The sequence below is a fragment of the Sphingomonas hominis genome, assembly GCF_013328205.1.
Lineage (GTDB): Bacteria > Pseudomonadota > Alphaproteobacteria > Sphingomonadales > Sphingomonadaceae > Sphingomonas > Sphingomonas hominis.
Map to the genome: position 1 here is coordinate 487,376 of NZ_JABULH010000001.1, position 14,000 is coordinate 501,375.

12 protein-coding genes and 1 pseudogene are annotated in these 14,000 nt (G+C 69.8%); 3 read left to right on the plus strand and 10 right to left on the minus strand.

Annotated elements, in window-relative coordinates; all coding sequences use genetic code 11:
- Window positions 1–9: 9 nt before the first annotated feature.
- Complete coding sequence (gene gltX / locus HRV97_RS02470; protein WP_174192095.1) at window positions 10–1,485, minus strand: glutamate--tRNA ligase; 1,476 nt, start codon at window positions 1,483–1,485, stop codon at window positions 10–12.
- Window positions 1,486–1,645: 160 nt separating this feature from the next.
- On the opposite strand from gltX, the pseudogene HRV97_RS02475 reads away from it, so the two are divergent.
- Window positions 1,646–3,064 (plus strand): annotated as a pseudogene (locus HRV97_RS02475) (ComEC/Rec2 family competence protein); the annotation flags it as partial.
- Window positions 3,065–3,632: 568 nt separating this feature from the next.
- Here HRV97_RS02475 and lexA read toward each other — a convergent pair.
- From lexA to HRV97_RS02510, 7 genes are all read right to left on the minus strand, one after another.
- The gene (gene lexA / locus HRV97_RS02480; RefSeq protein WP_174192096.1) at window positions 3,633–4,295 is read right to left on the minus strand and encodes a transcriptional repressor LexA; all 663 of its coding nucleotides are present in this window, start codon (window positions 4,293–4,295) and stop codon (window positions 3,633–3,635) included.
- 70 nt (window positions 4,296–4,365) lie between these two features.
- On the minus strand, window positions 4,366–5,547 hold the full coding sequence (locus tag HRV97_RS02485; RefSeq protein ID WP_174192097.1) for a molybdopterin molybdotransferase MoeA: 1,182 nt from the start codon (window positions 5,545–5,547) through the stop codon (window positions 4,366–4,368).
- Entirely contained in the window at window positions 5,544–6,122 is a 579-nt protein-coding gene (locus tag HRV97_RS02490; RefSeq protein ID WP_343044410.1) for an NUDIX hydrolase, read from the minus strand. Before HRV97_RS02490 ends, HRV97_RS02485 begins: the two co-directional genes overlap by 4 nt.
- On the minus strand, window positions 6,119–6,586 hold the full coding sequence (gene moaC / locus HRV97_RS02495; protein WP_174192098.1) for a cyclic pyranopterin monophosphate synthase MoaC: 468 nt from the start codon (window positions 6,584–6,586) through the stop codon (window positions 6,119–6,121). Before moaC ends, HRV97_RS02490 begins: the two co-directional genes overlap by 4 nt.
- The gene (gene trpC, locus HRV97_RS02500) at window positions 6,583–7,368 is read right to left on the minus strand and encodes an indole-3-glycerol phosphate synthase TrpC (protein ID WP_174192099.1); all 786 of its coding nucleotides are present in this window, start codon (window positions 7,366–7,368) and stop codon (window positions 6,583–6,585) included. The genes moaC and trpC overlap by 4 nt, the downstream gene beginning before the upstream one ends.
- Window positions 7,365–8,360 (minus strand): anthranilate phosphoribosyltransferase, encoded by a 996-nt coding sequence (gene trpD, locus HRV97_RS02505; protein ID WP_174192100.1) that lies wholly within the window; start codon window positions 8,358–8,360, stop codon window positions 7,365–7,367. The genes trpC and trpD overlap by 4 nt, the downstream gene beginning before the upstream one ends.
- Window positions 8,357–8,965, minus strand: a complete 609-nt coding sequence (locus HRV97_RS02510; RefSeq protein ID WP_174192101.1) for an anthranilate synthase component II — start codon at window positions 8,963–8,965, stop codon at window positions 8,357–8,359. Before HRV97_RS02510 ends, trpD begins: the two co-directional genes overlap by 4 nt.
- Before the next feature lie 151 nt (window positions 8,966–9,116).
- On the opposite strand from HRV97_RS02510, the gene HRV97_RS02515 reads away from it, so the two are divergent.
- Window positions 9,117–9,599 carry a hypothetical protein gene (locus tag HRV97_RS02515; protein ID WP_174192102.1) on the plus strand — a complete coding sequence of 161 codons (483 nt, stop codon included), beginning with the start codon at window positions 9,117–9,119 and terminating at the stop codon, window positions 9,597–9,599.
- Window positions 9,600–9,674: 75 nt separating this feature from the next.
- Here HRV97_RS02515 and trpE read toward each other — a convergent pair whose 3' ends face one another.
- Together trpE and HRV97_RS02525 are read right to left on the minus strand one after the other, a co-directional pair.
- Complete coding sequence (trpE, locus tag HRV97_RS02520) at window positions 9,675–11,165, minus strand: anthranilate synthase component I (RefSeq protein ID WP_174192103.1); 1,491 nt, start codon at window positions 11,163–11,165, stop codon at window positions 9,675–9,677.
- Between the two features lies 1 nt (window position 11,166).
- Entirely contained in the window at window positions 11,167–13,113 is a 1,947-nt protein-coding gene (locus tag HRV97_RS02525) for a SurA N-terminal domain-containing protein (RefSeq protein WP_174192104.1), read from the minus strand.
- 142 nt (window positions 13,114–13,255) lie between these two features.
- Between HRV97_RS02525 and tpiA the strand changes: the two genes are divergently transcribed.
- Window positions 13,256–13,996, plus strand: a complete 741-nt coding sequence (gene tpiA, locus HRV97_RS02530) for a triose-phosphate isomerase (RefSeq protein ID WP_174192105.1) — start codon at window positions 13,256–13,258, stop codon at window positions 13,994–13,996.
- Window positions 13,997–14,000: the final 4 nt, after the last annotated feature.

Consider the following 14,000-nt stretch of genomic DNA (forward strand, 5'->3'; position numbering starts at 1 on the left):
CGTCTCCTGTCAGGCCCTAGAACCGGCTGCGTTGCCGGGTGTTTGATCCGCGATCCGAGCCAGGCTTTCCTCGCGCCCTAGAAGGACGAGTACGTCGAAGATGCCCGGCGACGTCTTGCGTCCGGTTAGTGCGACGCGCAGCGGCTGGGCCACCTGTCCGAGCTTCACGCCCGCATCCTCGGCGACCTGCCGCACCGCGGCCTCGGCGCTCTCCGTATCCCAGTTGTGCAGCGCGTCAAGCGCCGCGTGGAGCCGGGCGAGCAGCGCGGGGGCGTCGCCGGACAGCAGCGGGGCGGCGGCCTCGTCGATGGCGAGCGGACGCTGGGTGAAGAGGAAGGCGGTGCCGTCGGTCAGCTCGTTGAGGTTGGCGGCGCGGGGCTTGAGCGCGGGCATTGCCGCTTCGAGTTTGGCGCGGCGGGCGTCGTCTTGTGCCAGATCGAGCTTGCCCGCGACCAGATCGGCGAGGCGGTCGTCGTCGGCGGCGCGGATGTAGTGACCGTTAAGGTTCTCGAGCTTCTTCAGATCAAAGCGCGACGGGCTCTTGCCGACGCCCGACAGGTCGAACCAGCGGATCGCGTCGTCGCGGGCGATGATCTCGTCGTCGCCGTGGCCCCAGCCGAGCCGCAGCAGGTAATTGTCGAGCGCCTCGGGCAGGATGCCGAGTTCGTCGCGGTACGCCTCGATCCCGACCGCGCCGTGACGCTTTGACAGCTTCGCGCCATCGGAGCCGTGAATCAGCGGAATGTGCGCGTAGATCGGATCGGGCCAGCCGCCCTCACCAGCCTCTTTGGCGATGGCGTCCATTGCGCGGTAGATCGGTAGCTGGCGGAAGGCGTTGTTGAGGTGGTCGTCGCCGCGGATGATGTGCGTGACGCCCATGTCGTGATCGTCGACGACGACCGCGAGCATGTAGGTCGGCGTGCCGTCGGAGCGGAGCAGGACCATGTCGTCGAGCTCGGCATTCTGGACGGTCACCTCGCCCTGCACCTGGTCGGCGATTGTCGTCGCGCCCTCGGTCGGCGCCTTGAGGCGGACGACGAAGGGCTGGTCGGCGGGGCCGTCGCCGCGATCGCGCCAGGGAGAGCGGATGCGCAGCGGCTTCTTCGCCGCCTGCGCCTCGGCGCGCATTGCGTCGATCTCGCCTTGCGTCATGTAGCAGCGATAGGCGTGGCCGTGCTCGACCATCTGATGCGCGACCGCGGCGTGGCGGTCGGCGCGGGCGAACTGATAGACTTCGGCGCCATCCCAATCGAGCCCGAGCCAGCGCATGCCGTTCAGGATCGCCTGGATCGCCGGCTCAGTCGAGCGCGCGCGGTCGGTATCCTCGATCCGCAGCCGGAACGTGCCGCCGTGGTGGCGCGCGTAGAGGAGGTTGAACAGCGCGGTGCGCGCGCCGCCCAGGTGGAGGAAACCGGTCGGCGACGGCGCGAAGCGGGTGACGACCGCTCGGCTCGCAGGGGTGTCGGAGTTGGTGGTTGCGCTCAAGCGCGCTTGCTCCCAGGCTGTGAAAGAAACGATGGCCAGTTCAGCCGTGACCGCCCCTAGCAAAGCCGGCCGGCCGCTTCAAATCGCGGCCGCGTGGCACGGTGTGTTGGAACGCTGGCTGGAGGCGGAGCGGCATCAGTTGGTGCTGTGGTTGCCGGTGATGCTGGGTACGGGGGTGGCGGCGTGGTTCGTGCTGCCCGACGCGCGGCAGTGGACGATCGCGCTGTTGCTGAGCACGGGTGTGGCGGGCGCCGCGCTGGCCGGCGCGCGGGGCGGGCGTAGTGCGGCGGTGGTGGTAGTCGCGGCGACGACCTTCGCGACCGGATTGGCGCTGGTGTGGTGGCGCGCGGAAGCGGTGCGCGCGCCGGTGCTCGCACGGCCCGCGATGGTGAGCGTCACGGGGCGCGTGGCGCGGGTGCAATCGCTGCCAGCGCGCGATCTCACGCGCTTGTGGATCGAGGTCGAGCAGTGGGACGGCGTGCGGCGCGGCGACGTGCCGCTGCGCGTGCGGGTCAACGTCGCCGACGACGATACGTCTGCTGGCGTGGTCGCGGGATCGCGCGTGCGGGTCAAGGCGCGGCTGATGCCGCCTGCGCCACCATCGGTGCCGGGCGCTTACGATTTCGCGCGGGTCGCCTGGTTCGAGCAATTGGGCGCGACCGGACGCGCGATCGGCGCGGTCACGATGATCGAGCGCCCTGCGCAGCGCGGCGAGGATGTTCGGATGCGGCTGACCCGTCATATTCAGGCACGCCTGTCGGGAAGCGTCGGCGGGATTGCGGCGGCATTGGCAACGGGTGACGTCGGCGCGATCGAGGACGCCGACGCCGAAGCGATGCGGCGCGCGGGGCTGGCGCATCTGCTGTCGGTGAGCGGGTTGCACATCACCGCGGTGGTCGGGCTGGTGATGTGGCTGGCGATGCGGGTGCTCGCATTGTCGCCGCGGCTGGCGCTGACCGGGCGGGTGCCGTTGCTGGCGGGCGCAGCGGCGGCGCTGGCGGCGATCGGCTATACCTGGCTGACGGGCGGGGAGGTGCCGACGATCCGCAGCTGCGTCGCGGCGCTGATGGTGCTGGCGGCGCTCGCGCTGGGGCGCGAGGCGATTACGCTGAGGCTGGTGGCAGTGGGTGCGCTGGTCGTGCTGCTGTTGTGGCCGCAGTCGCTTGCGGGCGCGAGTTTCCAACTGTCGTTCGCCGCGGTGACCGTGATCGTCGCGTTGCACGAACATCCGCGCGCCCGGGCGTTCTTTCTTCGCCGCGAGGAGGCTTGGTGGCGGCGCGGGTTGCGCGAGGGTGCATCCTTGCTCGCGACCGGCGTGCTGGTCGAACTCGCGCTGATGCCGATCGCGGTGTTCCATTTCCACAAGGCGGGGCTGTATGGCGCGTTCGCCAACATCGTCGCGATCCCGCTGACGACGTTCGTGGTGATGCCGTTGGAAGCGGCGGCGCTGATGCTGGATGCGATTGGCATCGGTGCGCCCTTGTGGTGGCTGGCCGGGCGCGCGATCGCGGCGTTGTTGTGGATCGCGCAGACGATCGCGGCCGCGCCGGGCGCAGTGGCGGCGATCCCGGCGATGCCGCGCGGTGCCTTTGCGTTGTTCGTGGGTGGTGGGTTGTGGGTGGCGCTGTGGCGCACGCGGGCGCGCTGGATCGGTGCGGTGCCGATCGTCGCGGCGGCCGGGTGGGCGCTCGCGACGCCTGCACCCGATCTGCTGGTGACGGGCGATGGTCGCCACTTGGCATGGCGCGGCGATGATGGAGCGCTGTCGCTGCTGCGCGAACGCGCGGGCGACTATACGCGCGACGTGCTGGCGGAGAACGCCGGGCTTGACGGTGATCCGGTCGCGCTGGCGGATGCCGCGGGGTCGCGGTGTAACCCCGATTTGTGCTGGGCGGAGCGGCGGGTGGGCGTGCGACGCGTTACGCTGCTAGCGACGCGCAGTGGCTATCTGGTGCCCGCGGGTGCGTTGATCGCGCTGTGCCGACGCGCCGCCATCGTGGTGAGCGAGCGTCGGGTGCCGCGGCGATGCCGTGGGCGCTGGCTGACGCTCGATCGTGCAGCATTGGCACGAAGCGGCGGTGTCGCGGTGACGTTGGCGACCGGCACGGTGACCGTGGTGCGCGCGCCCGGCGACGCGCACCCATGGATCACGCGTAGCGGCGGAGAATACCGGCCAGCTTACCCTGCACGCGGACCTGCGCGGGGGCGTAACGCTGAGGATCATAGGCGCGGTTGGCGGGATCGAGCCGCACCATCGCGCCTTCGTGACGGAAGTATTTGAGCGTGGCTTCGCTGTCATCGATCAACGCGACCACGATCTCGCCATCGCGCGCGACCTCCTGCTTGCGGATCAATGCGTAATCGCCGTCGAGGATGCCGGCCTCAACCATCGAATCGCCCGATACTTCGAGCGCGTAATGCTCACCGCCACCGAGCAACGCGGCGGGGACGGGCAGGCTGGTCGAGCCTTCGAATGCCTCGATCGGCACGCCGGCGGCGATGCGGCCATGCAGCGGGATCTCGACCACGTCGTTCGCGGGTTGCGGCACCTCGCGCTTCGGCTCGACCGGCTTTGCCGCGCGCTTCGCGTCGGAACGCTCGGGCGTGCGCAGGATTTCGAGCGCGCGCGCGCGATTGGGCAGACGCTTGATGTAGCCGCGCTCTTCCAGCGCGCTGATCAGGCGATGAACGCCCGACTTCGACTTGAGATCGAGTGCTTCCTTCATTTCCTCGAAGGATGGCGACACGCCGGTGGCAGCCAGCCGATCTTCGATGAAGCAAATCAGCTCATGCTGCTTGCGAGTGAGCATCGCCCGGCTCCCGTTAGTGAACAGATAAAGAACCTTTAAGGAACGCGCTATGTTCCGTCAAGCGATCGGCTCACGCAATCATTAGGATTTCCGCCGAGTCGCCGGCTTGTGCCGCGGGGGCGTGCGGTGGGCGGATAATGAGGCAGGTCGAGCGCGCGAGCGTGCGCAGCATCGAGCTGTCCTGAATCGTCGAGGCGTAGGCGCGGCCATCGCGGAGTTCGGCGCGCAGATAGTCGGTGCGGTTGCCGTTGGCAGCGAGCGGCTCACCCAGAATGGCGCTGGTCGGCGAGGGGTAGGGATCGGCGGCGCCCGACAGGTGCGCGACGAGCGGCCGCACGAACAGCAACGCGGTGACGAAGGCGGAGACGGGGTTGCCGGGCAGGCCGATCACCGTGGTGGCGCCGCGTCGTCCCGCGAGCATCGGCTTGCCCGGGCGCAGCGCGATGCGCCAGAAATCGAGCGCGTAGCCGGCGGCGTGCAGCGCGGGCCGGACGAGATCGTGGTCGCCGACCGATGCGCCGCCAGTGGTGACGAGCACGTCGGCCTCCACCTGCGCGAAGGCTCGCGTGAGCACGTCGAGCTGGTCGGGCAGGATGCCGAGATCGACGAAGGTGACGGGCAGATCGGCGAACAAGGCGCGCAGCAGCAGGCGGTTCGACTCCGGCAGCGTGTCCGGACCGGCCGAGGTGCCGGGTTCGACCAGCTCGTCGCCGGTAGCGGCGATGGCGACGCGGATCGGGCGAGCGACGGTGACGCGAGCGACGCCGCCGGTGGCGCAGACCGCGAGGCGCGCGGGGGTGAGCCGCTGCCCGGCGTCGACCAGCACGTCATCTACGCTGAAATCGAGCCCGCGGCGGCGTACGTTGCGCGACAGGTGCGGTGGTCCTTCGCCGGCCAGGATCAGGCGCTCGCCGTCACGTTCGGCTTCTTCCTGCACCAGCACGGTGTCGGCACCATCGGGCATCGCGGCGCCGGTGAAGATGCGGGTCGCTTGACCCGCGGCAACACGGCCGGCGAAAGGCTTGCCCGCCGCGCTCTCGCCGATCACCTGCCATGGGCCTGGCAGGTCGGCGAAGCGGATCGCGTAGCCGTCCATCGCCGACAGGTCGCGCGCGGGCTGGGTGCGAGCGGCGTGGATCGGGTGGACGGCCCAGCGGCCGAGCGCGTCACCGATCGCGACGTCTTCGTGCGCGGCGACCGTGCCGAGTGCCAGGACACGCGCCTGCGCTTCCTCGATCGGGAGCAGCGTCATGTGGGGTGCCAGCGGTTGAGGCGGCCGAGCACGATCGCGAGCGCGGCGACGTGGACCGCCTGCTGAACCTCGCCGGACATCGCGCGGCGGACGACGTCGGTGATCGGCATCCACTGTCGGCGGACACGCTCGCTCGGCTCGTCGTGTGGCTGGGCGGTCACGCGGGTGCCGCGCGCGAGGATAGCATGGCAGCGGTTGGTGTGGATCGCAGGGTTGGAGCTGAGCGAGGCGACCAGCTCCCACGTGTCCGCGACGCAGCCGGTTTCCTCCAGCAGCTCGCGACGCGCGCCGGCGAGCAGGTCGGCGTCGCTCGCGTCGATGCCGCCGCCGGGCAGTTCGAGCGAGACGATGCCGCGCGCGTGTCGATATTGCTCGATCATCAGGATGTTGTCGGCGTCGTCGAGCGCCACGATCAGCGCCCAATCGGGATAGTCGGTGACGTAATATGGTGCGATTTCCACGCCCTCCGCGGTCACGCAGGTGTCGGCGTGAAGCGTCAGCCAGCGGTCGGCGATCAGCGTCTCGCGCGCAGCCGTGCGCCACGGTGCGATTGCCGGGTCGCCGAAGTCGGTCACCGCTGCCAATCGCCCGAACGGCCACCGCTCTTCGCGACGACCTGAATATCGTGCAGAATCATCGTCTTATCGATCGCCTTTGCCATGTCGTAGACGGTGAGCAGCGCGACCGTGACGGCGGTGAGCGCTTCCATTTCGACGCCGGTCTTGCCGTCGGTGCGCACGGTCGCGGTGGCGGCCACACCCTTGTCGGTCACGTCGAGGTCGAGCGAGACGCGGGTGATCGGCAGCGGGTGACAGAGCGGCACGAGATCGCTGGTGCGTTTCGCCGCCATGATGCCCGCGACGCGCGCGACCGCGATCACGTCGCCTTTCTTCACCGCACCGGCGCGGATTGCGGCGACCGCCTCCGCCGACATGGCGATACGGCCTGTGGCGGTGGCCTCGCGGCGGGTGACATCCTTGTCGCCGACGTCGACCATGTGCGCGGCGCCATCGGCGTCGAGGTGGCTGAGCGCGCTCATCCGACCAGTGCGCGGGTCGCCGCCTCGACGTCGGGTTGGCGCATCAGTGCCTCGCCGATCAGGAAGCAGCCGATGCCATGTTCGGCCATGGCGTCGAGATCGGCGCGCGTGGTGAGCCCGCTTTCCGCGACGAAGGTGCAGCCGGCGGGGGCGTGCGCGACGAGATCGTAGGTGCGGCGGTAATCGACTGAGAAGTCGCGCAGGTCGCGGTTGTTGACCCCAATGAGCCGCGAGCGGAGCCGGGCGGCGCGCTCCATCTCCTCGGCGTCATGAACCTCGACCAACACGTCGAGCCCGACCTCGATCGCGGCGGCTTCGCACTCGGCGAGTGTTGCATCGTCGAGCGCGGCGACGATCAGCAGGATCGCGTCGGCACCAAGCGCGCGCGCCTCGATCGCCTGCCACGGGTCGATCGTGAAATCCTTGCGGATGACGGGCAGGTCGCAGGCGGCGCGCGCGGCCTGGAGGTAGCGGTCCGAGCCGTGGAAATATTGCTCGTCGGTCAGCACCGACAGACAGGTCGCGCCGCCCGCAGCGTAAGCGCGCGCATGTGCGGGGGGATCGAAGTCGGGACGGATCAGGCCTTTCGACGGGCTCGCCTTCTTGATCTCGGCGATCAGCGCGTGGCGGCCCGCCGCGACGGTGCGGTCGAGCGCGGCGCGGAAACCCCGTGGGGGTGTCTGTTCGGCGATGCGCGCGTCGAGGTCGGCACGGGTCAAGGCCGATTTGCGCGCAGCGACTTCCTCGCGCTTGGTGGCGATGATCTGGTCGAGAATGGTCATGAATAGGCGATCCAGCGGTCGAGCAGCGCGTTCGCGTCGCCGCGGTCGATCGCCTCGGCGGCGCGCGCGGCGGCGTCGGGAAGCGCAGTCTGCGTGCCCGACAGGACGAGCGCGGCGGCGGCGTTCAACAGCACCGCGTCACGGTAGGGGCCGTGTCCGCCGAGCAGCAGGCGGCGGAGCGCGACCGCGTTGAAGGCCGCGTCGCCGCCGCGGATCGCGCTGGTCGGGTGACGTGCCACGCCGGCGTCCTCGGGTACGATACGATCGGGCAGGCTTGCGGCCCCGATGCTGACGACGACCGTGGCTCCTGCGCCGGAGATCTCGTCGAGCCCTTCCTCGCCCGAGACGACGAAGGCGGCTTCGCTGCCGAGCTGCGCCAATGCCTCGGCATAAACGGGGGCGTAGTCGGGGCGGGCGATGCCGATCAACTGGCGCGTGACGTGCGCGGGGTTGGCGAGCGGGCCCATCAGGTTGAAAATCGTGCGGCGGCCGATGCGGCGGCGGATCGGGGTGATGCGCTTCATCGCCGGATGGTGGTTGGCGGCGAAGAGGAAGCAGATGCCCAGGTCGGCGAGCGTCGCCTCCGCCTGTGCACCGGCACGGTCCATGTCGAGCCCGAGCGACTCGAGCGTGTCGGCCGCGCCCGCCTTCGACGAGGCGGCGCGATTGCCGTGCTTCGCCACGGGCACGCCGCAGGCAGCGACGACGAGGCTGACCGCGGTGGAGACGTTGAGCGTGTGCTGTCCGTCGCCGCCGGTGCCGCACACGTCAATTGCGCCCGCTGGCGCGGTGATCGGGATCAGGCGGTCGCGCAGGGCACGCGCAGCCTCGGCGATCTCCAGGCTGGTTTCACCGCGGATCGACAGCGCGACGAGGAACTCGGCGATCGCCTCCTCGCTCGCATGGCCATCGAGGATGTCGGAGAACGCCAGCGCCGCGCTCTGCCGGCTGAGCGGGGAGCTGGGGTCGGGCAATTGCGCGAAGCTGGTCACGCGCGCTGCTTGGCCTGAGTGCCGGCCCGAATACCTGCCCGAATACCTGCAATGTCGAGGAAATTGGCGAGCAGCGCGTGGCCATGCTCGGTCGCAATGCTTTCGGGGTGGAATTGCACGCCGTGGATCGGCAGCTCGCGGTGGCGCAGGCCCATGACCGAGGCGTCGCCGGCGGTCGCGTTGACCGCGAGCGCGTCGGGCACGTCGGTGACGATCAGCGAATGGTAGCGCGTAGCGGTAAAGGGCGAGGGAAGCTCGGCGAACAATCCGGTGCCGTCATGCTCGACCGGGCAGGTCTTGCCGTGCATCAACCCGCCGCGCCGCACCGTGCCGCCGAAATGCTGGCCGATCGCCTGATGTCCCAGACATACGCCGAGCAGCGGACGACGCGCTTCGGCGCAGGCAGCGACGAGGTCGAGGCTGATACCCGCTTCGTTCGGGGTGCACGGCCCTGGCGAGATTAGGAAGCCGGTGGCGTTGCTGGCGAGCGCGTCGGCGGCGGTCAGCGCGTCGTTGCGCACGACCTGCACTTCGGCGCCGAGCTCCATCAGGTAATGGACCAGGTTCCAGGTAAAGCTGTCGTAATTGTCGACCACGAGGATCATGCGCGCCGCCATAGCCGATGCGTGCGCGGGCGCAACGTGTTGCATCGCTGTGACACGCGCGAAATCGCGCGGACACACGATTAGCGCCTGTGCGTAAGGAGATATTCAGCAGGGTGAGCGTTTGTAGATGTGCCCCGAGGAGCCCAGTCGCATGTTGCTTTTCACCACCGCCGTTTCTCTGATCCTGCTGCCGGTGGCCGCCGCCGCGCAGACGGTGCCGCCGGTCGGCACCAGCACCGGTGCGCCGGTCAGCTCCACCGCGCAGGCGCAAGCAGAGACGGGGCGCGCGCCGAGCCGGATTCGCAACGTGCAGCTGACCGGCAACGATAAATGCCCGGTCGCGCAGGGCGACGAAGTGGTGGTGTGCAGCCGGATCAACCCGGACGAGCAATATCGCATTCCCAAGCAATTGCGGAACACCGCCGAGCCTGCGGCGCAGAACCAGAGTTGGGTCAACCGGACGGCTGCGGCCGACCAGGTCGGTCGGGTCGCGGGCGGTATACCCGATACCTGCTCGCCGGTCGGGACGGGCGGTCAGACCGGGTGCACGCAGATGTGGGCACGCGCTTATGCCGCGGAGAAGCGCGCTGCGGAGAAGAATGACGCGATGATGCCCGGCGCGGCGCCGCAATAGTCGCGGATGCTTGGTTGATGAGCGTAGGCGGGATCTCGCCGACCGTGATCGGGTAAGCGCCGTGCCGCGGCGGTTCTACTGCCCGAAACTCGCCGACGATGCCTGATTGATCGCCTCGCGCGCTGCGGCGAGCAAGGCGCCCGACTTTGCCTCGCATTCGCGCTGCTCGTAGGCGGGGTCGCTGTCGGCGACGATGCCGGCGCCGGCCTGAACGTGGATCACGCCGTCCTTCACCAGCGCGGTACGCAGCACGATGCACGAATCCATGCTGCCGTCGGGTGAGAAATAGCCGACGCCGCCGGCGTAGGCGCCGCGCTTTTCGGGTTCCAGCTCGGCGATGATCTGGCACGCGCGAACCTTGGGCGCGCCGCTGACGGTGCCGGCGGGAAAACCGGCGAGGATCGCGTCGATCGCGTCGTGCGTGGGGTCGAGCTGCCCGACCACGTTGGAGACGATGTGCATGACGTGGCTGTAGAATTCGACCGTGTAGCTGTCGGTGACGGTGACCGATCCCGGCGCGGCGACGCGGCCGACGTCGTTGCGACCGAGGTCGAGCAGCATCAGATGCTCGGCGCGTTCCTTCGGGTCCGCGAGCAGCGACGCGCGGTTGGCGGCGTCCTCGGCGGCGGTGCGGCCGCGCGGGCGGGTGCCGGCAATCGGGCGGATGGTGACCTCGCCGTCGCGCGCGCGTACCAGGATTTCGGGACTCGACCCCGTCAGCGAGAAGCCCGGCAGGTCGAGGTGGTAGAGGAAGGGCGACGGGTTGATGCGGCGCAGTGCGCGGTAGAGCTCGAAGGGGGGCAGCGGGAAGGGCGCGGTGAAGCGCTGCGCCAGCACGACCTGAAAGATGTCGCCCGCCTCGATATAATCCTTCGCCGCGGCGACCATCTCGGCGTAACGACCCTCGGGCAGCGTCGGGGTGAGCGCGATGTCGCTCGCCTCGGCACGCACCCGCGGCGGCAGCGCGGCGGTGGCGAGCCGCGCCTCGACCGTGTCGAGCCGTTCTTCGGCGGCGGCGACCAGCGCATTGGGGGTGCGCTCCGCGTCGGGCCAGACGGGTGCGACGAGGAACAGCGCGTCGGCGAGGCGGTCAAAGACGAGAATCACCGTCGGGCGCACGAACATCATGTCGGGCACGCCGAGCGGATCGGCCGCGGGTGCGGGTAGCTGCTCGACCAGCCGGATCGTGTCGTAGCCGAAATAGCCGACGAGGCAGGCGAGCGCGCGCGGCAGTTCGGGCGCGACCTCCATCCGGCATGCGGCAACCAGCGCCCGCAGGGCGGCGAGCGTCGGCTCGGCGCAGGGTTCAAACGCGTCGCGATCCTCCAGCCAGCGCGGGTTGATCGCGGCTCGGTTCCCATCGGCGCGAAAGACGAGGTCGGGCGCGAGACCCAGCAGGCTGTAGCGCCCGCGTACCGCACCGCCCTCGACCGATTCGAGCAGGAAGTCGCCTCGGCCGGGCTCGAGCAGCTTGAGCGCGGCGGCGACCGGCGTCTCGGTGTCGGCGATGCGTCGCCGCCAGACGAGCGCCGGGCGTCCGGCGGCGAGTTCGTCCAGCGGCTGCATGTTACTGGTTGCCGCCCTGGCCCGTCAGCTCGCGCTTGAGGTCGGCGAGCGCGTCGGGCTTGCGCTTCACGCCCACCGCGTCGACCGCGGCGCGGGTGAATTGCTGCGCATATTCCTGACCGATGACGCGGCCGAGGTCGGCGCGCGTCGCCGCGACGACACCCGGCTTGCCGCGCGCGTCGCCCGGCGTGATCCGGTCGAGCTTGAGCAGCAGCCAGCCGGCGTTGTTCGGTGCCTGCAGCATGCGCGCGCTGCCCTGCGGCATTGAGAACAGCAGCGCGAGCGTCGGCTCGACGCCGCGCTGATTGGCGTTCAACTGCGCGCGCGTGGTGTCGATGCGCTGCGGTGCGGGACCACGCACGCCGGTCTGGCCGAGCACGGTGGCGAGATCGGTGCCCTTGTTGAGCTTCGCCAGCGCCTGCGACGCAATCTGCCGGGCGGCGTTGCGCTGGCGCTCGGCCACCAGGTCCTTTGCGACCTGTGCGCGGACTTGCGCGAGCGGGCGCGGTGCCGCGCGGACGATGCGGTCGAGGCCGACCAGTGCGAAGCCACCATCGGTGCCGAGCGCGACGATCGTCGGCGTGTCGCCTTCTTCCGCGGCGAAGCCGGCCTGCATGATCGGCGCGAGGCGTGGGTCGGGCTTGGTCGCGGCGTCGTCGGGGTCGATGCCCGAGGCGAGCAGCGGCTTGGTCGCGGTGACGCTTAGCTTCTGGTCGTTGGCGACCTCGTTGATGTTGGCGTTGTCGGCCAGCGCGTCGTCGATCTTGTTCTGCAATTGCGACAAGGCGTCGGTCGTCTTGCTGCGCGTCAGCGTGGCGACGATCTCGTCGCGCGCCTGGACAAGCGAGCGGCCGGGTACCTGCGTCACGTCGTTCACTTGTGCAACGACGAAGCCGATCGCGCCCTTGAGCGGACCGACGACCGCGCTCTTCTGCGCGGCGAACAGCGCGTCGGCGACCTGTGCCGACGTCTGGCCGGCGAGTGCGGCCTTGTCCGCCTTGTCGATCCTGCGCGGCTCGAGCCCCGCGGCACGCGCGGCGGCAGCGAGCGCGGTGCCGCCCTTGACCTTCGCGGCGAGTGCGTCGGCGGCTTTCTGGTCGAGCACGGTGACGAGGCTGACGGTGCGCTGCTCGCGCGGACGATAGGCGGCGGCGTTGCCGTTATACGCCTGTTGGATCTCGGCGTCGGAGGGGGTGGCTTGCGCCTTGACGCTGTCGGGCGTGACGATCGCGTAGCGCACCACGCGGCGTTCGGGCACGGTGTAGCGTGGCAGGTGGCCGGCGTAGAATTTCTGCACCTCGGCGTCGGTCGGCGAGGGACCGGCCGGCACCGCGGCGGCGGGGATCAACGCGATCTGGCCCTGGCGGCGCTCGAGCAGCAGCGAGGCATAGGGGAGCGCGAGCTTCTGCGACACCTGGCTGGCGCCGACCGTCGGCGTGACGAGGAACTGCGTCATCGTGCTGCGCGCGATCTCGGTCTGGACCTGCGCGTCGGTCAGGCCGCGTTGCGCGATCAGTCGCTCGTAGGTTGCCTGGTCGAACTGGCCGGTGGGGCCTTGGAACGCCTGAATGTTCTTGATCTCGCTGCCGATCAGCGCGCGGCTGACGCGCAGGCCCTGGTCCTCGCCGAATTTGTTGAGCCCGATCGCGTTGGCGAGGCGATCGACGATCGACTCGACACCGCCGAGCTGCACGAGCTGCGCCAGATCGAAGCCGGGCTGCTGCGTTTGCGCGAAGCGGACCTCGTCCTCCGCGCGTTTGCGGACGTCTGCGGCGGTGACGCTGGTGCCGCCGACCGTCACCACCGGGCTGCCCAGCAGGCCGCCGCCGCCCGACGACAGCCCGGTCACGTCGCCGGCCGCGAACGACAGCGCGATGATGCCGAGCAGCGCGAGCGTGATGAACACGCCGGCCTTTGAATTGACGATGCGGCGGAAGAAGCTGAGCATGAACCAGGAGCCGTGGTGACGATGAAACCGGGCGGCTTTAGGCACCGCTCCGCCGAGTGGCAATGGCAGGCGGGCGTAGCGGTGGGCGACGGCGGTCGCTATCGCGCTCGCTTAGTTGAACGATAACGTGGGGAGGATGGCGATGACGCGGCGCAAATTGGTGGCGGGGAACTGGAAGATGAACGGCAGCCTCGGCGCGCTGTCGGAGCTGGATGCGATCGCCGAGGCGGCTGAGTCGCACGCGGGCGTTGATGTCGCGGTTGCGGTACCGTCGACGCTGATCGCGCCGGCGGTGTCGCGGGTGCCGGCGCTGATGATCGGTGCGCAGGACGTCCACGCCGCTGACAAGGGCGCGCATACTGGTTGCATCTCGGCCGCGATGGCGAAGGAAGCCGGCGCGCGCTTCTCGATCGTTGGTCACTCGGAGCGGCGCGCGGACCAGAGCGAGACGGATGCCGACGTGAAGGCGAAGGCGGAGGCGCTGCGCGGGCAGGACATGCAGGCGATCGTTTGCGTCGGCGAGACGCTGGACGAGCGTGAGGCGGGGCGGGCGGAAGCGGTGGTGACGGCGCAGGTGGCGGGATCGCTACCTGAGGGCGCGAGCGGCGACTGGTGTGCGATCGCCTACGAGCCGGTATGGGCGATTGGTACCGGGCGGACGCCGACCGCGGACGATGTCGCCGCGATGCACGGGGCGATCCGCGCCAAGCTGCGCGCGATGATCGGCGACGTGGCTGACCGCCTTCGCATTCTCTACGGCGGATCGGTGACGCCCGACAATGCACGCGAGCTGCTGCACGTCTCCGACGTCGACGGTGCGCTGGTCGGTGGCGCGAGCCTGACCGCGGCGAAGTTCGTGCCGATCATCGCCGCGGCTGACTGACGCC

Coding starts and splice junctions, on each gene's coding strand:
- HRV97_RS02515 (WP_174192102.1), top strand. CDS start 9,117: ATGTTGCTTTTCACCACCGCCGTTTCTCTGATCCTGCTGCCGGTGGCC.
- moaC (WP_174192098.1), bottom strand. CDS start 6,586: ATGAGCGCGCTCAGCCACCTCGACGCCGATGGCGCCGCGCACATGGTC.
- HRV97_RS02525 (WP_174192104.1), bottom strand. CDS start 13,113: ATGCTCAGCTTCTTCCGCCGCATCGTCAATTCAAAGGCCGGCGTGTTC.
- tpiA (WP_174192105.1), top strand. CDS start 13,256: ATGACGCGGCGCAAATTGGTGGCGGGGAACTGGAAGATGAACGGCAGC.
- trpC (WP_174192099.1), bottom strand. CDS start 7,368: ATGACCATTCTCGACCAGATCATCGCCACCAAGCGCGAGGAAGTCGCT.
- lexA (WP_174192096.1), bottom strand. CDS start 4,295: ATGCTCACTCGCAAGCAGCATGAGCTGATTTGCTTCATCGAAGATCGG.
- trpE (WP_174192103.1), bottom strand. CDS start 11,165: ATGCAGCCGCTGGACGAACTCGCCGCCGGACGCCCGGCGCTCGTCTGG.
- HRV97_RS02510 (WP_174192101.1), bottom strand. CDS start 8,965: ATGATCCTCGTGGTCGACAATTACGACAGCTTTACCTGGAACCTGGTC.
- HRV97_RS02485 (WP_174192097.1), bottom strand. CDS start 5,547: ATGACGCTGCTCCCGATCGAGGAAGCGCAGGCGCGTGTCCTGGCACTC.